Raw genomic sequence first — 21,214 nt, forward strand, 5'->3', positions numbered from 1 at the left:
CCGGACAGGCCTGATTTCAGTCCGTTGTATCGCTGCCGTCTGTTGCCTGATGGCGGCTACCCTGACGTCGTGATGTCGGCGGCAGCCCCCAGGTCAGCGTGTAAAACACGTCCAGTGCATTGTCGCTGCCGGCCCGCCCGATCAGCGTGATCTGGCGGGTCAGTTCGATCGACAGTTTGACGATGCTCTCGGCCGTGCCCAGCGACTGCTCATAACTCAGGGTGGCCGACGACGACAGGCGTTTGCCAATGCTGAGGATCTGGTTGCCCGTCGTTGCGCCGGTGTCGACACCGGCAGCAACGACGCGGCTGCCCGGCTGACGGCCGCCGCTGCCGTCGAGATTGCCCTGGCGAACGCCGAATTCGTCGATGCCGAACGTGCGTTTCAGTTGCTGGACGAGGTTGCCCGAGTCGTTGCCGAGCAAGCCGCCGGCCGCCGACAGCAGCAGGCTGGCGTCGCCGGCACTCATGCTGTCCTGGCCATGGCCGAGGATCAGCCAGGACAGCTTTTCCGGGTCCGGCAGGTCCGGGTCCGAGATCAGGCGTACCACCGGTCGCTGCGCCGTGCCGGAAAGCTGGACGCCGGGTTCGACGGCCAGGCCTTTACGCACGGCGCGCACGTCGAGCGCCGGGTTGTCGGGCAGCCCCTGGAAAGTCAGGATGCCGCGGGTGATCTCCAGCCGTTGGCCGTAGGCCTCGAAGCGGCCGTCGCGGGTGCGGATCGTGCCGGTGGCCCGGGGCAGATCGCGACCGCTGGCGCTCAGCCGGACCTGACCGGCCAGCCGGGTACTCAGGCCGGCGCCTTCGAACAGGAAATGGCGGCCGAGATCGGTCTGCACATCGAGTGCCAGGTTCGGGCGCAGGCCCGGCGACGGCTGGTTGCCCGGGCGATGGATGACGACGTCGTCGGACAGTCGCGGGGCGCCGGCCGGTGCCAGTTGCCAGTAGGCGCCGTCGATGGCGAGGCGGCCGTCGATGCCGAGCGCGGCGTCCTGCCAGCGCAATTTTCCTTCGCCGGACAGGCTGACCCACTGGTCCTGGCGTTGCCAGACACCAACGCGGTCGAGGCGGACGGTCAGCGCCGCCTGGCCGTCGCCCTGTCCGGGGGCGACGCGCAGCTCGCCGGAAACATCGAGTCGTCCCGGTCCTTCCAGGCTGCCGGCCTGATCGCCGAGCGCCAGGCGCAACGGCCGGGGCGCGCGCTGGCGGGCGCTGCTGAAACTGAGCCGGCGGATGCTCAGCAGATTGTCGGCGATGTCGGCGGCCAGCTCGCCGTCGACCAGCGCCAGGCCCTGGGCCGGCAGGCGCAGGCTGAGCGCCTGGCCGTTCAGGGTGCCGGCCAGCGCCGGTCGGGCCGGGCTGCCGGCAAGCTGCAGGCGAGCGTCGATGCGGCCGCCGGTTTGCCAGTCCTCGCCGAGCAGTTCGCCGAGCCAGCCGAGGTCGGCAATTTCGGCCGTGGCCTGGCCCTGCCAGGGCGCGCTGGCGGCCAGTTGCCAGGGGCCGTCCACGCCGGCGGTCAAGCCGGCCTGGACCCGTCCGATTCGCGAGCCGCTGGCCTGCAGGTCAAGTTTGAGCGCTTTACGGTCGGCGTTGGCCTGGATCGTGGCCTGCCAGTCGAGCGGCTCGCCGGCCAGTTGCAGGGGGCCGACCGACCAGCCGTCGGCGCTTGCCCGCAGCGCGGCCGGGCTGCGCAGGCGCAGGTTGCGGGCGGCACTGTCGGCAAGCAGCGAGAGTTGCGTCAGCATGCCTTGCCAGCGACCGTCCTGCTCGCTGCCGTCGACCTGCAGTTGCAGGCGTTCGCCAGCGGCCAGGCGACCGTCGATGGCAATTTGATGCTGGCGCCGGCTGCCGTCGCCACGGATGGTCAGCGGCGCGAACAGGCGCTGGCCGGCGCCGGATTCGAGGCGCTGCAACGTCAGCCCGAGTTGCAGCGGCGCATCGGCAGCTTCCGCCAGGCTGGCCGATAGATGCACGCCGTCGGCGCGGAAAACGCCGGGCAGGCCGATGCGGCCGGCGCGCAATTCGCCGTCGACCAGCGGTCGGGCGAGGCTGCCGCTCAAGTTCAGGTCGGCCTTCAGGTCGCCTTCGGCGCCGAGGGCGCCTAGGCGAGGCGCGTCGATGGCGAGCTGCAGGCGCTGGCCGGGGGCGCCGAAACCGCCTTTGGCGGTCAGGTGGTTGCCGGCCAGCGCCAGGTTCAGGTCGATGCCGCTGAGCGTCGGCCAGTCCACCTGCAATTCGCCCTGGCCAGCCAGCGGCTGGCCGCGAAACTGGCTGTCGCCGAGGGCAAAGCTGGCGTCGACGACGGGTTTCGGCTGCAGTCGTCCCTTGGCCTGCAGCCTGGCGTTGATACGCGCGCTCGGCAGTTCGGCAAAGCGGGCGGGGTCGAATTCCTGCAGCCGGGCGTCGACCGTGAATGCCTGCTCGACCAGTTGCAGACTGCCGGCGGCAAGCAGGCGGGCCTGGCCGGCGGCGATTTCGATGTCCGTCAGGGTCAGGATATCGGCGGCGTGTTGTGCGGTGCCGCGTAAGGTGAAGCGGCGGTCGCGCAGGTCGACGCGGATGTCCTGGCGTTGCTGGCCGATTGTCGCGCTCAGCTGGCCGTCCAGCCGGGTCGGCCGCAAGCTGCTGTGCAGGCGGGTGGCGTCGAGCTGACGGACGGCGAGTTCCAGTTGCAGCGCGCCGTCGTCAAGTTCGCCCTGCCAGACGCCGCGTCCGGAAAGTTCGCCGCCGCCCAGGCGGGCCTGCAGTTCGGGAAACGCCAGTTGTCCGTCCAGCCAGGTGGCTTGCCCCTGCAGGCGCTCGATCGGCAATCCCGGTCGGTCGAGCGGCGCGGCTTGGCGGTTGCTCAGGTCGAAGCGGGCACTTACCCCACCGGCCGCCGGCGTCACCTTGAGATCGAGGTCGAGGCGGGCGTCGGGCAGCCCGTCGCGCCAGGCCGCCGGGTCGATGTTGGCGAGCTTGATGTCGGCCTCGACCAGCGGCATCGCCGCGAACGGGTGCAGGCTGACCAAGGCATTGCCTTCGATGCCGGCGCGGGCGTCGAGCTTGACGGTGAAGCCGGCCAGCGGCCCCGCCGCTTGAAACGCCAGCGCCAGTGGTTTGTCTTCCAGTTGCCCCTGGATCTCGCCGCTGGCCTCGAGCGGGAAGGGGGCCTGGCCGTCGATCTGCACTTGGCCGCGCACGGCGACATCGCCGCTGTGCAGGCGCAGGTCGTCGATGCGATGGTGGCGGCCGTCGCTGTCGATCCGCGCCGCCAGGTCGCGGGCGATTTCCTGCTCGCCGTAGTGCAGGCGGGCAATGCGCAATTCCCCGAGATGGATGGCCAGCGGCAGTTGCAGGTCGGCCGGCTCGACGCTCGGGGTGTCGCTGGCCGGGGTCGTGATGTGCAGGCTGGTCGCGCTCAGGGACTCGATCTGCAGGCGCTGCAGCAGCAGGGCGCCGGGTGTCCAGGCCAGCGCGAGGTCGGTGGCGACGATGTGGGTGTCGCCATCCTGCCAACGCAGTTCGCCGATCGTGAGCGGGCCGCCGAGACGCCCGTCAGCCTGCTCGACCAGCAGGCGATTGCCGCTCAGCGTGCCGGCCAGACTCAGGGCGAATTGCAGTCCGCTGCCGGTACTGACCAGCCAGTAGGCAGCGGTGCCGATGGCCAGGAGCAGGGAGAGGAGGAGCGTAACGAGGCGGCGCATAGTTAGAACGGGATGGCCAGCGAGAAATGCAGTTGCAGGCGACCTTCGCGTTCGCCGTAGGCGAGGTCGGCGCCGATCGGGCCGGCCGGGCTGCGCCAGCGTACGCCGAGGCCGTAGCCGGTGGCGAGGCGGATGTCCTTGAGTCCATCGACGGCGTCACCGGCATCGACAAACAGCGCCAGGCCCCAGTCGTCGTTCAGCCAGTGCGTGTACTCGGCGCTGGCCACCGCCAGGTAACGACCGCCGACGGTGGCTTCGCCTTCCTTGATGCCCAGGCTCTGATAGGCGTAACCGCGGACCGAACCGGTGCCGCCGGCGCGGAACAGGTAATCCTGCGGAATGCGCAGGCGCGAATCGGCGAAGGTCCGCCCCAGTTCGCCGCGCAGGGCCAGGGTGTCGCGGGGGCCAACCGGCAGGTAGTGCTGGATGCGCCCGTGCAGGCGGACGAAATTCTGGTCCGACAACGCCGCCTTGGCGCCACCGCCGACGCTCAACTGGAGTACCGTGCCAGCGCGTGGGTCGAGCAGGTTGTCGATCTGGCGCCAGGTCCACATGGCGTTGGGCACCAGCGCCCGGCTGGTGATGTCGACACTGCCGTCGGGCCAGCGGGTTTCGCGCTGCCAGTTCAGCGACAGGCGCTGCTCCACGCTGCCGCGTTGTTGCACGCTCTGGATGCCGAGTCCATAACGTTCGGTGCGCAGACTCTCGATGTCGCTGGCTTCGCGGACAAAGCCGATGCTGTGCCGGCGTTGTTTGTCGTCGGGCGGCAGGATCACGTCGCTGTAGAAGGTCTGCCGCTTCTGTTCGAGACGCAGGCCGGTATCGAATTCCCAGGCCTGGCCGAAGAGGTCGGGCGTGTTGTAGTTGGCCTCGACCCGGGCGCCGGTATTGGAGCTGGCGCCGATACCGAAGCCGGCGCGATGACCGGGGCGCTCGCGCATCCGCAGGCGGACCGGGGCGACGGCGTTGCCGTCGGCGTCGATCTGGGCGGCGGCAGTATCGAGTTCGGCACGGACGCTGGCGAAGTACGGCGTCGATTGCAGGATGCCGGTCAGGGTCTGCAGGTCGGCTGCCCGGTAAGGTTCTCCCGGCCGGACCTGGCGGTTGTAGCGGGCGACCAGTTCCGGCGTGTAGCGGTGCAGGCCGCTGAATTCCAGTTCGCCGTAGCGGTAGCGCGGGCCGGCATCGTAGCGGGCGCTGAGGGTGGCGCGTGCTGCCTCGGCATCAATGTCGGCGCGGCTGTCGACCAGTCGGGCGTCAGCGTGTTCGTTGGCCAGCAGTTCGGCCAGTACCTGTTGCTTGGCGGTATTCCAGTCTTCCTGGCGGAAGGGCTGGCCGGCCGGCAGGCGCCAGCCGCTTATCAGTGCCTGGCGACGTTCCTTGTCGATAGGACCATCGACGTTCAGGTCGACACGCTCGATCAGTGTCCGCGGCCCCGGATCGACACGCAGTTGCAGTCCGTCGTGGTCGACGATATCGATGTTCGGCGAGAAATAGCCTTCGGTGGCGAGAATGTCACGCGCCTGGGCCTGCAGCCGCTGAGGGCCGGCTTCTGCCTGCAGAAAAGGCGACAGGCGGCTGGCCAGCGCTGCCGGTGCCTCGATCCGCAACTGCGCTGTGGCTGGCAGGGCCAGGCAGGCGAGCAGCAGGGGCAGGGCAAGGCGGAGGCTGCGCATCAATGGCCCCCGTTCTCCCGTGGCTCTTCGGGCGGCAGCAGGAAACTGCGCGGTTGCTGGCGGAAACGCCGGCCGAGTGCCGCCAGCAAGGGGCCCCAGTGGGCGAAGGCGATGCGCCGGGCACCCATGGCCGTGCGCAAGGCCAGCGCGAAGCTGACGCCGAGGTTGGTCAGCCCGATCAGGGCGACGCCGAGTGCGCCCCACAGCAAAGCCTGCCAGGCCATGGCGAACTCGAAACCGCCGAAGGCGTAACCGAGGTTGGCCGAGGAGAAGGCAATGTGGCGGATGTCGAGTGGCAGGCCGAGCAGGGTGCCGATCATGCCGGTCGAGCCGAGCATGCAGCCAAACAACAGGTTGCCCATGATGCCGCCGAGGTGGCTTTCGATGTAGTCGCCGGTGCGTACAGCCCTGTCCTTGCCGGCCAGTCGTTGCAGCCAGCCGAGACGGGCGATGCGCGGGCCGATGTTGGCGTAGGCGGCACGGTTGTCGAAATAGCCGCTGATCAGGCCGGACAGGAATAGAAAGAAGCCGGCAATGGCCGCGTGCGGGACCGCCCACGACAGCGGATCGAGATCGGCCATCAGGTGCGCCGCCTTGGCGGTGTCGACCGGCGGCCCGCCGAACAGGAAGGCGGCGGCGAGGCTGACCAGGATGGCCACCGGCAGGGCGACCATGACATTGCCGCCGATGGCCGCCAGTTGGCTGCGGCTGACCGCTGCCGCGACATCGGCAATGCGTTCGAGGTCGGCCTGGCGATTGGGTTTGAGACCGTCGAGCAGACCGGCCAGCGTCTGTGCGGTCATGGCCGGCTGCTTGGTGGCGACGGTGAAGCCGAGCAGGAAGATGGTGACGAAGCCCAGGCCGTAGATCATGCTGAACAGAAAGGCTTCGACGAACAGCGGTGCCCCAAGTGCCGCCGCCTTGATCTTGAGCAGCGCCATGATGCCGATCAGGATGCCGGCACCGGCCGCCGAACGCCACATCCGGTGGTAGTCGGTACGGGTTTCGCAGATGTAGTGTTCACCCGAGCGGGCGGCGTTTTCGGTGACGCGCACGGCGAGCACGCCGGACAGTTGCTGCATGTAGTGACGCAGGCTGTGACGGCGGTTTTCAGCGAGGAAAACCTCGCGGGCGAAGATCGTCCAGTCGCGGATGGCGACCTCGTGCGGGGCATTGCGCAGGCCGGCGGTGAGGATGCGGGTGAGTTCGGTGATCCGCTGCAGGCTTTGTTCGCTGCGGGTCAGAATGTACGAAAGATGAAGGCTGGTACCGATGGTGAGTGCCCGCTTACGGATTCGGTTCAGGGTGTCCTGGCACTGGTCGACAATGACCAGCAACTGGTCGCCGTTGTCGAAGCGACTGTCGTCGCCGTCGAGTCCGGCGCGGAAGCCGCGGACGAATTCCAGTGCCTCGGCCGACAATGCGACGAAGCGCGGCGAATCATCCTCGAGGTTGGGCGACGCACGCATCAGTTCGCCTTCCAGGCCGAGGCCGCTGACCCGATGGGCGAGCAGCAGCAGCGCGTCGAGCATCTGCTCCTGGACGCCGCGCCGGTCCATTTCACGGAAGGTTTCGGGCGGCGCCAGAATTTCCCAGAAGCGGTGCGCCAGTTCGGCCGGGACGGCCTCCAGCCAGCGCCAGTCGTCGCGGTCGGAGAAGATCAGGTGCAGGCAGTCCTTCATCCGTCTTTCGTCGGGTACCTCGGGCAGCAGTCGGTTGCCGAGGATGCGCCACCATTCGGAGAAGAAGCCGGTGCCGGGCAGGATGCCGCTGTCGGTGAAAAAACTCAGCAGGCGGCGGCTGCCGACGAAATGGATGACGTGATGCCGGAAGCCGGCGCGCAATGCCTCGTCGTCTTCCAGGCGCTCGAGCATCAGTGCGTAGCGCCGGTTGCTCTGGTCGTCGTTTGTATCCTCCGGGCGCAGGGCGGCGATCAGCCGGCGCAGCAATTCAAGCTCACAGGCTTCCGGATTGCGGAAATCTTCCAGTGCGGCAAGTAGGCGCTGGTCGCCGGTGGGGCGGAAGTCGCCAAAGTAGCGGGTCAGGCGGCGGATGAGTGTTTTCAAAGGCATCGGCGGGGCAAACGGAACTGCCCGGTGGTTCAGGTTGCACCATGATATCCCGTGGTGCGCTAAACCCGTTCTTTCCCGCTTGTTGTCTTGGTGACGATTCGTAATAGAATGCGTGCTGCAATATCAATAACAACCCTTTCAACAGGAAGAAACATGAACCTCGTCAAGAAATCCATCGCTGTTGCCCTGCTGGCCGGCATCGGCTTCTCTGCCGTTGCCCAGGAACGCGTCTATGTCATCGACCAGCGCGACGTCGTCGCCAAGTCGGGTACCGGCCTGTGCTGGCGCACCGGCTACTGGACCCCGGCCGGCGCCGCCGCCGACAAGGCCGGTTGCGAATGCGACAAGGACCTGCTGCCGAAGGAAACCTGCGAAGGCAAGGCTGCCGCTGCTGCAACCCCGGCTGTCGCCGGCCCGAAGCCGACCGGTGAAAAGATCACCGTCGCCGCTGACGCCCTGTTCGACTTCAACAAGGCTGTCCTGCGTCCGGAAGGCAAGGCCAAGCTCGACGAACTGGTTGCCAAGGCTGCCCAGATCAAGCTCGAAGTGATCCTGGCCGTCGGCCACACCGACCGCATCGGCGGTGCTGCCTACAACCAGACCCTGTCCGAGAAGCGTGCTGCTGCGGTCAAGGAATACCTGGTTGCCAAGGGCATCGAAGCCAACCGCATCTACACCGAAGGCAAGGGCAAGACCCAGCCGGTCACCGGCGACACCTGCAAGGGCAACGCCAAGACCCCGGCCCTGATCGCCTGCCTGCAGCCGGATCGCCGCGTCGACATCGAAGTCATCGGCACCAAGTAATAGCGACTTTGTTGCACGAAGCCCTGCCTCGGCAGGGCTTTTTTACATCTGGAAGTCCTTTGTCATTATTGCATCGCTCCCTGTTGGTCCTGAGCCTGGTCGTTACCAGCATCCCGGGTATCGCGGCCGAGCCGCCGCGCGTCGGGCTGGTGCTCGGCGGTGGCGGCGCGCGCGGTGCCGCGCATATCGGCGTGCTCGAAGTGCTGGCCGAACAGCGCATCCCGATTGCTTGTGTCGCCGGCACCAGCATGGGGGGGCTGGTTGCCGGAGCCTGGGCCGCAGGCGTCACGCCGGCCAGGATGCAGCAAGCGCTGGCGGCCGTAGACTGGTCGGACATGTTCCTCGACAACCCCGACTATGGCGAGATGAGCCATCGTAACCGGGCCATTTCCCGGCTGTATCTGCCGGGTTCCGAAAGTGGGGTCGGCGCCGACGGCGTCCGCTACCAGGGCGGCGTCGTTGCCGGGCAGAAGATCAAACTGTTCTTCAACCGTCTGGTCGGCGGCAGCCGCATCGAGCAGCTGGCGCTACCCTTGTCGATTGTCGCCACCGATATTGGCAGCGGCGAGGCCGTGGTGTTCCGCGACGGCGATCTGAGCACGGCCATGCGCGCCAGCATGTCGGTTCCCGGCCTGCTGGCACCGGTCGAGCAAGGCGGGCGCAAGCTGGTCGATGGTGGCTTGGTCGACAACCTGCCGGTGGCGGAAATCCGCGAACGCTGTGCAGCCGATGTGCTGATCGTCGTCGATGTCGGCACCCCGCTGCTCAAGGCCGATGAGGTCGGTTCCCTGCTGACGGTGTCGGCGCAGATGATCGGCATCCTGACCCGGCAGAACGTGGCCCGTTCGCTGGCCCTGCTGGGCGAGCGGGACATCCTGATCCAGCCGGCGCTCGACGGCATCCGTGCCGGCGACTTTCCACGTCACGCCGAAGCGGCGGTGCGCGGCCGACAGGCGGCGCAGGCCGTGGCCGAGCGCCTGGCTCCGCTGGCCCTGGCGCCGGCCGACTATCTCGCCTGGTGGCAGGGCATCGAGGCCCAGGCTGCTGCACCGCTGCGGGTTGACGCGATCGAGGTGGCCGGCTTGGGTCGGGTCAATCCGCGCTCGCTTGATCGCTTCATCGATATTGCGCCTGGTGACGTGGTTTCGGCTGAGCGTATCGACCGCAGCTTGTTGCGTATTTACGGCGATGGCGATTACGAGAGCGTCGATTACGCGGTGATCGGCAATGCCGGACGCAATACCCTGCGCATCATGCCGGTCGAGAAACCCTGGGGGCCGGATTATCTGCGTTTCGGCATCCATCTCGCCGCCGACAGCGGTGACGGGGCGTCGTTCGGCGTCCGCGCCGCCTATCACCGGACCTGGCTGAATGCCCTGGGTGGCGAATTGCTCTATCACGCCGAACTGGGCTCGCATAATCGCCTGGGGGTGAATCTCCATCAGCCGCTTGATCCCGCGCAGCGTTACTTCGCCGAAGCGCTGGCCGGTGTCGAGCAGGAGCGCCTGAGCGTGTTCGAGGACGATCGGCGGATCGCCAAGTACAAAGTCACCGAGTCGCGCCTGGGGGGATGGCTGGGGTACAACGCCCACGTCTATGGGGCGGTACGCTTCGGCTGGCTGCAGCGTCGCCGCGATTACCGGCTCGATACCGGAACCCTGGCGCTGCCGCGCGGTGATGTCACCTTCGGTGGCTGGCAGGCAACGCTCGATTTCGACCGTTCCGACCGCATGTATTTCCCGACCCGGGGCTGGGCCGCCCATCTGAACTATTTCCATTCACCGGCTCGCGATTACGCGCGTTTCGATGCCGAGCTGCGCGGGGCCTTTACCCTGGCCGATACCGTGTTCAATGCCCGGGTCGCCTACACCGGGTCGCCGCGCGGCAAATTGCCGGCCTACGACGCCGGCCGGCTGGGCGGCTTTCTCAACATGACCGCCTACAGCACTGGGCAGCTGCTCGGCGACGACATCCAGTACGCCGGTCTGCGCAGCGAACGAATCATCGGTCGCCTGCCGCTGGGGCTGCGGGGCGACATGCGTTTCGGCGTGGCCCTCGAAGCCGCCCGTCTGGGCCGGCGCTTCAGCGAAACCGGGCGCGACGGCTGGCTGGATTCGCTGGCCTTTTACCTCGGCGGCGAGACGCCGCTCGGACCGGCCTATCTCGGTATCGGCCACTCGCGGCAGGGCACATCCAATCTGTTCCTGTTCATCGGTACGCCATGAGCCAGGACACCCTCCATCTTTGTGCCACCAGTCGACTGGCCCAGATCCTGCGCGACGAAGTCCCGACTGGATCGGGCGCCTGGCAGACGCCCGCGGCGCTGACCATGGTCCAGTGGCTGTCGGCGCTGGCCGACGAAGCAGTGCTCGGCGGTGATGCCGCGCTGCCGCAAGCCTTGGACAGCGAAGCCGAGCGCCTGCTTTGGGAACAGGTGATCGCCGATGCCCTGAGCAGCGGCGCCGGTGCGGCGGCACCGTTGTTCGATCTGCCCGGCCTGGCGGCGTCGGCCATGGACGCGCACGCCCTGTGTCGGCGCTGGGGGCTGACCGCCGGCGGCGCGGCCGATGAGGCGCGTCTGTTCGCCGCCTGGCAGGCGGCTTTCCTCAAGCGTTGCCGCGACGGCGGCTGGATCGATCCCGCCAGTCTGCAACTTGAACTGCTTGACCGCCTGGCGGCCGGCCAGTTCGTTCTGCCGGCGCAAGTCGTGCTGTGCGGCTTCGACCGCCTGACGCCGCTGGAGCAACGATTCATCGACGTGCTTCAGGCGCGTGGGGTGGATGTCTCGGAACGCGATTTCTCGGTACCTGCCGGGCCGCCGACTGTCCATGCCTGCGCCGATGCCACCGCCGAATGCCATGCCGCCGTGAGCTGGGCGCTGGCGCAACTGGCTGAGCATCCCGGCCGGCGCATTGGCATCGTCGCGCCGGATCTCGCTGGCGTTCGTGACCGCCTCGCCGGCCTGCTCGACGAAGCCCTGCATCTTCCGGCGCTACGTCCCGATGGCGCGGAACTGCCGCGCAGCTACAACATCTCGCTCGGCCGGCCGCTGGCCGAACAGCCACTGGTGCGCAGTGCGCTCGATCTGCTGGCCCTGGGCAGCGGTCGTGCGGCCTTCGAGCAGTCGCGTTTGTCGACGCTGCTGCTCGGTGCCTTCTGGGCTGGCGACGTCAGCGAAGCCGATGCGCGGGCCTGTCTGGATGCGGCGATGCGCCGCGACCTGCCCTATTTCACCCAGGTGCCAGCCCTGCTGCGGCTGGCGGCGCGTCAAGCCCAATCCTGCCCGCGCACGGTTGATGCGCTGAATGGCGCGCTGGCGATGCTGGCCGAAGCGCCGCGCAGCCAGTTACCGGGCGCCTGGGGGCGGGTTTTCCGGCAGGCGCTGGCGGCTGCCGGTTGGCCTGGCGAACGGCCTTTGTCCAGCGACGAGTTCCAGGCGCATCGGGCGTTTGGCGAAGTACTCGACGGCTTCGGGCGGTTCGACGCGCTGCTCGGGCGCATCGGTCAGGGCGCGGCGCTGGCCCGTCTGCGCGAACTGTGCCGACAACGCCTGTTCCAGCCGGAAACCCGCGGTCAGCCGGCGATCCAGGTGCTCGGCGTGCTTGAAAGCGCCGGCCTGAATTTCGACGCCCTGTGGGTGATGGGTCTGAACGACGACCGCTGGCCGCCGCCGCCCCGGCCGAACCCACTGCTGTCAGTCGACGCCCAGCGCACGGCCGGGAGTTCGCATGCCAGCGCCGACGTCGAACTCGATTTCGCCCGCCGCGTGCATGTTCGTCTGCTGCGTTCGGCGGCTTCGGTGGTGCTGTCCTGGGCGCGCGCCGACGGCAACCGCATGCTGCGTGCCAGCCCCTTGCTCGGCGAACTGCCGGCGGCCGGCGTGCACGAGGCGCGGCTGACGACGCTGGCCACTCGCCTGGCCGTTGCTGCCGGCTGCGAATCCATCGAAGATGGCGTGGCGCCGCCGGTTGCCGAGGGCGAGGTGGTGGCCGGCGGAAGCTGGTTGCTGCGGGCGCAGGCGATCTGTCCGGCCTGGGCCTTCTATCAGTTCCGGCTCGGCGCGCAGGCCATGGAAACGCCGGTCGAAGGCCTCGACCCGGCCGCGCGCGGCACCCTGGTGCATGGCGCGCTGGAGCAGTTCTGGGGCCGCGTCGGCGGCAGTGAAGGGCTGGCGGCGCTGAGCGATGACGCCGCCCGGCGCCTTCTGGCCGAGGCGGTCGAGAAGGCGCTGGTGCACTTCGAGGAGGCGCAGCTTAGCTCCTTGCCGGAACGCTTCCGGCAACTGGAATCGGCGCGGCTGGTGCGCCTGCTCGAGCGCTGGCTGGCGGTCGAGCGCGAGCGGCCGGAGCCGTTCACCGTCGTCGCCTGCGAACAGGCGGCCAGCGTCGACATCGAAGGCATCCGCGTGAACATGGTGGTCGACCGTATCGACCGGCTGGCCGACGGCCAGCAACTGATCATCGACTACAAGACCGGGGCTGCGATCAATATCGACAACTGGGCGTCGTCGCGCATCACCGAGCCGCAGTTGCCGATCTACGCCGCTCTGGTTGGCGATGACGTGGTGGCCGTCGTTTTTGCCAAGGTGTTGATCGACAAACCGGCCTTTGCCGGGATTTCTGCTGCCGGCGACCTGCTGCCGGGGGTCCGTGGGCTGGCTGATCCGCGGCAGAAGGTTTTTCCGGCGGAAAGCTTCCCCGATTGGCCGTCAGTGATTGCTCACTGGCAGGGTGCCCTGCACGGCGTGGCGCGCGAGGTCCGGGCCGGGGTTGCCGGCGTCAGCTTTGCCAGCGAGGCCGACCTCAAATATTGCGAAGTCCTGCCCTTGCTGCGCTTGCCCGAGCGACGGCGGCTGTTGCAGGCGCGTTAATCCTCGCCGCTGTCGAGCCCGGCGCTCAACGCGGCGATGACTTCCGGTCGCGCCAGTTCGTCGAGAAACCACTGCAGCGCCTTGCCGACCTGACGGTTGCGCCAGGCGATATGGCTGCGTATCGGCGGGTGCGGCTCGGCGGTGCGCAGTTCGACCAGCCGGCCGGCGGCGATTTCCGGGTCGGCGATCCAGCCGGGCAGGTGGCCGACGCCGAGGCCGGCCAGCTGGGCGGCGGCCTTGGCCCGCATGTCGGGGACGCGCAAGGCGTCCTGGCCGTCCTGCAGGCCGATGGTGCGCGCGGTCAGTTCCTGCGAGGTGTCGGCGATGACGATGGCGCGGTGCAGGGCCAGGTCGGCGGCAGTGATCGGCGTCGGCGCACGGGCCAGGGGATGGTCGGGGGCGACGACCAGACGCATCCGGGGGCGGCACAACTGGCGGCTGCCAATGCCGCCCCGGGCCGGCGGATCGCCGGGCGCGCCGATGACCAGGTCGGCACGGTCGGTGGCCAGGGCATCCCAGGTGCCGCCGAGGACTTCGTTGGACAGGCGGATCTGGGTCTGGTGACCGGCATCGTAGAAACGCCGGATCAGCGGCAGCAGGCGCTCAGCCGGGATGATCGCGTCGAGGCCGATGCGCAGTTCCGACTCCCAGCCGGTGGCGATGCGCTGGATGCGGCGCTCCAGTTCGCGGGCGGCGCGCAGCAGGTGGCGACCGTCGTCGAGCAGGGTGCGGCCTGCGTCGTTGAGCATGGCACGCCGGCCTTCGCGGATGAACAGCGTGATGTCGAGGTCGCTTTCCAGCTTGGCCACCGCGTGCGATAGCGCCGACGGCACCCGGTGCAGGGCCTTGGCGGCAGCGGTGAAGCTGCCGTGCCGGTCGATGGCGTCGAGAACCTGGAGCAGTTCGAGGGAGATTTTCATGGGATTTCCGGATCGATGCGCGGATTTTACGCCCCGGATGACTGCCGTGTCGGTTTCTCGAGTGCCTGCTATAGTGAGTGCATTCACGCTATCCGGAGTCTGTGCGCATGGCCCTGACCACCTCCCTGGCCGATCTCGTCGTCCTGCTTGTCGAGCCTTCGCAGATGCAGGCGCATCTGGTTGAACGCATGCTGACCAATCAGGGGGTGCGCCGGATCACCATCGTCGCCAACGGTAGTGCCGCAATGATTGCCCTGCAGGATGCGACCGACGGACAGGTGGTGATCAGCAGCCTCTATCTGCCGGACATGGCCGGGACCGAACTGGTGGCAGCGATGCGCGATGACCCGGCGCTGGAAAGCGTGCCCTTCATTCTGGTTTCCAGCGAGACGCGGCCGCAAGTGCTTGAGCCGGTCCGTCAATCCGGTGCCTGCGCCATCGTCGCCAAGCCGTTCACTGAACAGCAGTTGTCGCGCGCCCTGTACGCTGCCGCCGATTACCTTAATCCGCCGCAGGACATCGATCTCGCCGAGATCGAAGGGCTGCGCGTGCTGGTGGTCGACGACAGTCTGGCGTCGCGGCATCACCTGCGCCGGCTGCTTGAGGAGCTCGGCATCGAGCGCATCACCGAATGCGTCGACGGCCGGCAGGCGGTGGCGGTGCTGCAGGAAAGCATGTTCGACCTGGTCATTACCGACTACAACATGCCGGAGATGGACGGCCGCGAACTGACCGAATACATCCGCACGCAAAGCTGGCAGGCCGAAGTGCCGGTACTGATGGTGACCAGCGAGCAGAACATGGGCCGGCTGGCGGCCGTCGAGCGGGCCGGGGTGTCGGCCATCTGCGACAAGCCGTTCGAAGCCTCGAACATTCGCCGCCTGATCAGCGATGCCTTGCAGCGATGACCCGCAACACCAGCTGCCTTAGCACGATGCAGAAGGCGAGCAGGACCAGCAGCGGGTCTACCAGGGCGTCCCAGAGATTGTCGAAAATGCCGCTGGCGTAAGCCGCCAGGTCGACGGCCAGGATCATCAGCCAGACGTGCATGCGCCTCAGCCAGAGGGCCAGAGCGACCGGGATCAGCGCGCCGAGCAGCATCCACGGCTGGTAACCGAGAGCGTAGGGATCGAAGGCGCCCCAGCCCAGCGCGGCCGGATAGAAGAGTGCGGCAAAGGCGAGCAGACCGAGCGCGCCGGGGTAGCCCAGCGGCGTCAGCGGTCTGGCCGGCAGGTGGAGGATGGCCAGCATCAGCAGGGTCACCGACGGTGTGCCGAACAACGAATGCATGACCGGCGCGATCCCGGCGATCAGTGCGATGGTGGTTGCCGTCAGCGCGGCTTTCGGGCGCAGCACGCCGAGCGGCAGCAGGCTGGCCAGGGCGCCGAAAATCAAACCATGGGCAAGCAGGCTGTAGGCGGACAGGGCGTTCATTGCGGCGCCCCGTCGAGCCAGGCTTCATTGAAACGCAGATGGCGGATGCCCTGCTGGCGCCAGCCGTAGGCCAGGTGAATCCCGGCATCGGCGGCCAGGGCCAGCGAAGGCGCGGAGAAATCGGCGTCGGCCGCCGCTTCGATGATCCTTGGCGCTTGCCAGACACTGCCGTCGGCGTTGCCGACCCAGACCGCCAGCGTGCCGGCGCCGGTGGTGGTGTTGCCGGCCAGCAACAGTCGCCCGCTGGCCAGCCGGGTCATTGCCTGCGGCCGGTTATCGGCCAGGGTGTCGGGCTGGCTGACGGGGCGCCACGGTGCGGCGGGGGGCTCGTCCGGCAGGCGGACCTTACCGACGATGCGTCCGTGGCTGTCAAGACGCAGCCATTCGTCGCGGGCGGAGATTAATGTCGGGCTGAGCGGCAAGCCGAGTCCGCCGTCGTCCAGCGTGAGTGGTGCCATGCGCAGGCGGGTATCGGCAACGCCGACCGGCGAGGTCGTCAGTCGCAGCGGCGCTTGCCAGTGCTGACCGCCATCGTCGGACAGGGTGTGCACGATGCGGTGGGCGCCAGCGCCGCCGGCAGTGAACCACAGATGGAGGGCCTCGCCATGGGCGTACAGGATCGGGTCGGCAAGATGCCGGATGTGGGCGAAAAGTTTGCCGGCGGCTTCTTCGCTGGAAAAGACCGGGTAAGGTTCGCCCCAGTTGCCGTCGCTCAGCGTGCTGAACCAGATGACGTCGTGGTGCCGGGGGGCGTCAGCCTGCGCCAACCAGGCGATGGCCATGCGGCCGTCGGCCAGACGGGTCAGGCTGGGGGCGCCGAGCAGGCCGCCGACGCCGGGCAGCATGTCGTGCTGGAGCAGTGGTGGCTGCGTGGGGAGCGCGAGGACGGGCGTTGCCGCGAATGCTGTCGGCGGCAGCTGCGGTGCCCGCCAGAAGGCGGCGGCCAGCGCCAGCAAGAAAATCGCGGCGGCCAACCAGTGCAGGAGTTTCGGGGCAGGGTTTTTCGGTAGGGAAGGGGCTTGCGGCATGGCCGGATTGTAGCGCCGCTTGCGCTCGCAGTGCCTTGTCACGTCTCGTACTTTTGTCTTAGATCAGTACGATTTAATGCAGTTGGTGATAATCTCCCGCCGGGGAGATTGCTATGCGCATAAGCAGGTTCATTCTGGCGACATCGGCTGTCGTCGCAGCATTGTTTTTCGGTGGGGCCTATTGGTCGCTCGATCGTGTGTTCGACAACATCGTGCGTACCAATGCCGCGCGCGCATCCGACGCGGCAACGCGGATCACCTTCGCCGCCATGTACCAGCTGATGAGTCAGGGTTGGAGCCGCAGCCAGGCCGACGATTTCCTGCGCGGGGTGGCCAGTTCCGGCGAAGGCAGCAATATGCAGGTGCAGATCTATCGTGGCCAGCTGGTGATCGACACTTATGGCGTCATCGAGCAGCCCGAACTTGACGACGTGTTGCAGTCGGCGATGGCCAGCGGGCAGGCGGTGCGTATCGACAGCAGCGAAACTGCCCGTCACGTCTATCCGCTGATCGCCGATCAGCGTTGCCTGGGCTGTCATGCCAACGCAACGCCCGGTGTCAGCCTCGGGGCCATCGAAGTGCGCCAGGATTACGCCGGCCTGCTTGCCGATGCCCGGCGCGAACTGTCGTGGGCATTTGCCCTGCTGCTGCCGCTTGTCGCCTTGCTGGCCGGCGGCGCCGTCTGGTGGGTCGGGCGACGCATCGAAGGCGCGGTGGAAAGCCTGCAGGAGGAATTCGATCAGGTCAGCGCGGTATCCGACCTCAAGGCGCTGGCCATGGCCCAGCGCGATTTCGGTTTTGTCGAACTGAATCGCATCGACCAGGCTTTGCGCCGCCTGCTCGACAAGTTGCGCGGCATTGCCGTGGACAAGGAAATCCTGACCTTCGAGATCGGCCTGCTCGAGAAATTCGTCATCACCGCCGACGTCGTCCGCGACTGGCGCGAATACGTCGGTCGCCTGCTGATCGACATCAATACCATCCTGCCAGCGCATACGCTGTTCTCGATCTTCAAGATCGACGACGAGATGTTCGATCTGGAGGTCTTCTGGTATGGCCCGGCCTCGCCGGAAACGCGCGCCCGCATGGAGCACCACATCCGCCAGGAATTGGGGCAGATGGCCAGTTTCGCCGATAGTGGCGCCTTTGCCATCCACCATCACGTTGCCAATATCAGTGCGCCGGCGGTCGAACTGACCGAAGCCGAGGTGGCCTTGCGGGTCAAGTCCTTCTTCGTCGACAAGCCCAAGATCGGCGGCATTGTCGGGATCGGTGTCCATGCCGGGGTGCTTGAGGACGAGACCCGCTACCTGGTGGTCGAGAGTGTGCTGTCCACGCTGCTCAACGTGGTCGGTTCCGTCAAGGCGATCTACAAATACACCCGCGACCTGGAGTACTACGCGACTCGCGACCCGCTGACCGACCTGTTCAATCAGCGCGTCTTCTGGGAACTGTCGTCCTATGAGGTCGGCCGCGCCCAGCGTCACGGCTACAGTTTCGGCCTGCTGCTGATCGACCTCGACAACTTCAAGCTGGTCAATGACACCCACGGACACGCGGTCGGCGATACCTACCTGCAGCGCTTCGCCCGTCAGGTTCAGGGTGCCTTGCGCGATGGCGACATCCTGGCCCGTTACGGCGGCGACGAATTCGTCGCGCTGCTGCCGGAGGCCACCCAGGAAGCTGTCGTCGTCGTCGCCCAGCGCGTCCGCAGCGCCATCGAGCAACTCGAAATCGTCACGGCCGACGGCGTCCGTCTGCGCGGTACGGCCTCGATCGGCCTGGCGGTGTATCCGGATCATGCGGACAGCACCAAGGACCTGCTGATGTTCGCCGACAACATGATGTATCGCGCCAAGGCCGCCGGCAAGGATCAGGTGGCGGTGCCGTCGCAGAACGATGTGGTCGAGATTTTCCGCGACATCTCGCAGAAGAGCCTGATGGTCATCGAGGCCATCGAGAATCAGCGCGTTGTGCCGTATTTCCAGCCCATACTCGATGTCGCCGAGCGTCGCATCGTCGCCTACGAAGTCCTGTCGCGGATCGACCTCAAGGGCGAGATGATCCGCGCCGACGAGTTCGTCGAGATCGCCGAGAAGATCGGCGTCATCCACCGCCTCGACATGCTGGTACTCGAACGGGCATTGCATGCCCTGGCGCAGCAGGGGCACGACGGCGAAATCTTCGTCAATCTGTCGCCGCGTGCGCTGGTGTTCAACGAATTCGCTCGCGACCTGCGCCGCATCATCGCCGCCAGCAGCATTTCGCCGGACCGCATCGTGTTCGAGATCACCGAGCGCGACACGGTCAAGAACCTGGCCCTGCTTGAACGCTTCCTGAACGATCTGAAGGCCGACGGCTTCAAGCTGGCGATCGACGATTTCGGCTCTGGCTTCTCGTCCTTCCACTACCTGCGCCGTTTCCCGATCGACTACCTGAAGATCGAAGGCGACTTCATCGCCAACATGCTCAACAGCGACAAGGATCGCACCTTCGTCACCAGCATCCGTTCGCTGGCGCGGGAAATGGGCATCGCGGTGGTCGCCGAGTACGTCGAGTCGCCGGAGGTGTTGCGCGAACTCGAACGTATGGAAATCCACCGCGCCCAGGGCTACTACATCGGCCGCCCGGCCCCGGCGATCATCTCCCGGGACTGGCAACCACCGGCCTGATCAGCAGCCCTTGTAGTTCGGTGGTCGCTTCTGCATGAAAGCGTCGATGCCTTCGCCGGCATCCTCGCTCATCATGTTGCAGGCCATCACCTCGCCGGCGTAGTCGTAGGCGTCGGCGAGGCCCATTTCCAGCTGCTTGTAGAACATGCCCTTGCCCATGCGCACGGCGACGGCGCTCTTGGCAAGGATGGACCCGGCCAGGCGCTCGATTTCGACGTCGAGCGCGTCGGCCGGCACGACACGATTGACCAGGCCCTTGGCGCGGGCTTCCATGGCGTCGATGAACTCGCCGGTGAGCAGCATTTCCAGCGCCGCCTTGCGCCCCAGGTTGCGCGCCAGGCCGACTGCCGGCGTTGAGCAGAAGAGGCCGACGTTGATGCCGGAGACGGCGAACTTGGCGACATCGGCGGCCACCGCCAGGTCGCACATCGATACCAGCTGGCAGCCGGCGGCGGTGGCGATGCCGTGCACGCGGGCGATCACCGGCTGCGGCATGCGGGTGATCGTCAGCATCAGCTCGCCGCACTGGCGGAACAGCGCCTGCATGAATTCCTTGCTGTGGTTGGCGCGCATTTCCTTGAGGTCGTGGCCGGCACAGAAGGCCTTGCCGGCGCCGGCGATGACGACGACGCGGACGGCTTCGTCGGCGGCGATGGCGTCGAGTTCGCGCTGCAGCGCGGTCAGCATCTCGCGCGACAGCGAGTTGAATTGCCCGGGGCGGTTCAGGGTCAGGGTGGTCAGGCCGTCGCCACGGTCGTTGCGCAACAGGCAGGCTTCTTCGCTCATTCTGGTCTCCTCGATGGGTATTGTTGGTGATCCACGACTGTAACCGAGAAGCCGGGCGGGCTCCAGCCACCTGCTATGATGTCGGGCTGTTTTTCCCGGATGTTGCCGCCATGCGCCGCCTGTTTTCCGTCTCCCACCTGACCGCCGGATTCATCGCCGTTCTCGTCGGCTACACCAGTTCGGCGGCGATTGTTTTCCAGGCGGCGAGCGCCGCCGGCGGTAGTGCCGAGCACATCGGCTCGTGGCTGTGGGCGCTCGGCATCGGCATGTTCGCCACCTCGGTCGGCCTGTCGCTGTGGTTCAAGGCGCCGGTGCTGACCGCCTGGTCGACGCCGGGGGCGGCGCTGCTGGCCGTTGGCCTGAGTGGCGTGCCGATGAGCGAGGCGATTGGCGCCTTCCTGTTCGCCTCGGCGCTGATTGTCGTTTGCGGTGTTTTCGGGCTGTTCGAGGCGATCATGCGCCACGTCCCGAAATCGCTGGCGGCAGCGCTGCTGGCCGGCGTCCTGGCGCGTTTCGGGATGGCGCTGTTCACCTCGCTGAGCAGCGAACTGCTGCTGGTCGGGGCGATGTTCGCCGTCTATTTCGCCGGTCGCCGCTGGCTGCCGCGCTACGCCGTGCCGCTCGCCTTCCTGGTCGGGCTGCTGCTCGCTGCGGCCAGCGGCATGATCCACGCCGAGGCGGTGAGCCTGACGCTGGCGCTGCCGGTATGGACGACGCCGACGTTTTCATTGACCACGCTGATCGGCGTCGGCCTGCCGCTGTTCATCGTCACCATGGCCAGCCAGAACGTTCCCGGTCTGGCGGTATTGCGCGCCAATGGCTTCCAGACGCCGGCCTCGCCGCTGATCACCTGGACCGGCGTCACTGGGCTACTGCTGGCGCCGTTCGGCGGCTTCGCCTTCAACCTGGCAGCAATCACCGCCGCCATCTGCATGAGCCCGGCGGCCGATCCCGACCCGGCGCAGCGCTACCGGGCGTCGGTATGGGCCGGCGTTTTCTACCTGTTCACCGGCCTGTTCGGGGCGACCGTCGCCGCCCTGTTCGGCGCCCTGCCGGCCGCCTTGATTGCGGCGATTGCCGGGCTGGCCTTGCTCGGCACCATCGGCAACAGCCTGGGCGCGGCGCTGGCTGACGAGCGCGAGCGCGAAGCCGCGCTGGTGACTTTCCTGGCCACCGCCTCGGGGATGTCGCTGTTCGGCATCGGCAGTGCGTTCTGGGGGCTGGTGCTGGGACTGCTGGTTTTGAAAGTGATGCCGACGCGATGACG

The 21,214-nt window shown here is 67.3% G+C and carries 13 protein-coding genes; 6 read left to right on the forward strand and 7 right to left on the reverse strand.

Annotation, left to right across the window (positions count from 1 at the left end):
• Positions 1–16: 16 nt before the first annotated feature.
• From G471_RS0107885 to G471_RS17050, 3 genes are read right to left on the reverse strand one after another with little or no spacing between them, the layout of a single operon-like run.
• Entirely contained in the window at positions 17–3,685 is a 3,669-nt protein-coding gene (locus tag G471_RS0107885) for a translocation/assembly module TamB domain-containing protein (protein ID WP_028994874.1), read from the reverse strand.
• 2 nt (positions 3,686–3,687) lie between these two features.
• A complete protein-coding gene (locus G471_RS0107890; RefSeq protein ID WP_028994875.1) occupies positions 3,688–5,361 on the reverse strand; it encodes an autotransporter assembly complex protein TamA in 1,674 nt (557 codons plus the stop codon).
• Positions 5,361–7,427 (reverse strand): site-specific recombinase, encoded by a 2,067-nt coding sequence (locus tag G471_RS17050; protein WP_157272467.1) that lies wholly within the window; start codon positions 7,425–7,427, stop codon positions 5,361–5,363. The genes G471_RS0107890 and G471_RS17050 overlap by 1 nt, the downstream gene beginning before the upstream one ends.
• Before the next feature lie 159 nt (positions 7,428–7,586).
• Between G471_RS17050 and G471_RS0107900 the strand changes: the two genes are divergently transcribed.
• The 3 genes from G471_RS0107900 to G471_RS0107910 all read left to right on the forward strand — a co-directional run bounded on the left by G471_RS0107900 (position 7,587) and on the right by G471_RS0107910 (position 13,107).
• Positions 7,587–8,237 carry an OmpA family protein gene (locus tag G471_RS0107900; RefSeq protein ID WP_028994876.1) on the forward strand — a complete coding sequence of 217 codons (651 nt, stop codon included), beginning with the start codon at positions 7,587–7,589 and terminating at the stop codon, positions 8,235–8,237.
• 68 nt (positions 8,238–8,305) lie between these two features.
• Positions 8,306–10,462, forward strand: coding sequence for a patatin-like phospholipase family protein (locus tag G471_RS0107905; protein ID WP_245580531.1), 2,157 nt, complete (start codon positions 8,306–8,308; stop codon positions 10,460–10,462).
• On the forward strand, positions 10,459–13,107 hold the full coding sequence (locus G471_RS0107910; RefSeq protein ID WP_043421173.1) for a PD-(D/E)XK nuclease family protein: 2,649 nt from the start codon (positions 10,459–10,461) through the stop codon (positions 13,105–13,107). The genes G471_RS0107905 and G471_RS0107910 overlap by 4 nt, the downstream gene beginning before the upstream one ends.
• On the opposite strand, the gene G471_RS0107915 is transcribed toward G471_RS0107910, so the two are convergent.
• A complete protein-coding gene (locus tag G471_RS0107915; RefSeq protein ID WP_028994879.1) occupies positions 13,104–14,027 on the reverse strand; it encodes a LysR family transcriptional regulator in 924 nt (307 codons plus the stop codon). The genes G471_RS0107910 and G471_RS0107915 overlap by 4 nt on opposite strands.
• A 107-nt stretch (positions 14,028–14,134) precedes the next feature.
• Here G471_RS0107915 and G471_RS0107920 point away from each other — a divergent pair, with 107 nt between their 5' ends.
• Positions 14,135–14,935 (forward strand): response regulator, encoded by an 801-nt coding sequence (locus G471_RS0107920; protein WP_211226406.1) that lies wholly within the window; start codon positions 14,135–14,137, stop codon positions 14,933–14,935.
• Here the strand turns inward: G471_RS0107920 and G471_RS18300 are convergent.
• Positions 14,913–15,461, reverse strand: coding sequence for a hypothetical protein (locus G471_RS18300; RefSeq protein ID WP_051295359.1), 549 nt, complete (start codon positions 15,459–15,461; stop codon positions 14,913–14,915). The genes G471_RS0107920 and G471_RS18300 overlap by 23 nt on opposite strands.
• Positions 15,458–16,489 carry an exo-alpha-sialidase gene (locus tag G471_RS0107930; protein WP_028994881.1) on the reverse strand — a complete coding sequence of 344 codons (1,032 nt, stop codon included), beginning with the start codon at positions 16,487–16,489 and terminating at the stop codon, positions 15,458–15,460. Before G471_RS0107930 ends, G471_RS18300 begins: the two co-directional genes overlap by 4 nt.
• A gap of 113 nt (positions 16,490–16,602) precedes the next feature.
• On the opposite strand from G471_RS0107930, the gene G471_RS0107935 reads away from it, so the two are divergent.
• A complete protein-coding gene (locus G471_RS0107935; protein WP_028994882.1) occupies positions 16,603–19,161 on the forward strand; it encodes a putative bifunctional diguanylate cyclase/phosphodiesterase in 2,559 nt (852 codons plus the stop codon).
• Here the strand turns inward: G471_RS0107935 and G471_RS0107940 are convergent, their stop codons facing one another.
• Positions 19,162–19,947, reverse strand: a complete 786-nt coding sequence (locus tag G471_RS0107940) for an enoyl-CoA hydratase (RefSeq protein ID WP_028994883.1) — start codon at positions 19,945–19,947, stop codon at positions 19,162–19,164.
• A gap of 110 nt (positions 19,948–20,057) precedes the next feature.
• Here G471_RS0107940 and G471_RS0107945 point away from each other — a divergent pair, with 110 nt between their 5' ends.
• Complete coding sequence (locus tag G471_RS0107945) at positions 20,058–21,212, forward strand: benzoate/H(+) symporter BenE family transporter (RefSeq protein WP_028994884.1); 1,155 nt, start codon at positions 20,058–20,060, stop codon at positions 21,210–21,212.
• Positions 21,213–21,214: the final 2 nt, after the last annotated feature.

The sequence above is a fragment of the Azonexus hydrophilus DSM 23864 genome, from assembly GCF_000429605.1.
In the GTDB taxonomy this organism is placed as follows: Bacteria; Pseudomonadota; Gammaproteobacteria; order Burkholderiales; family Rhodocyclaceae; genus Azonexus; species Azonexus hydrophilus.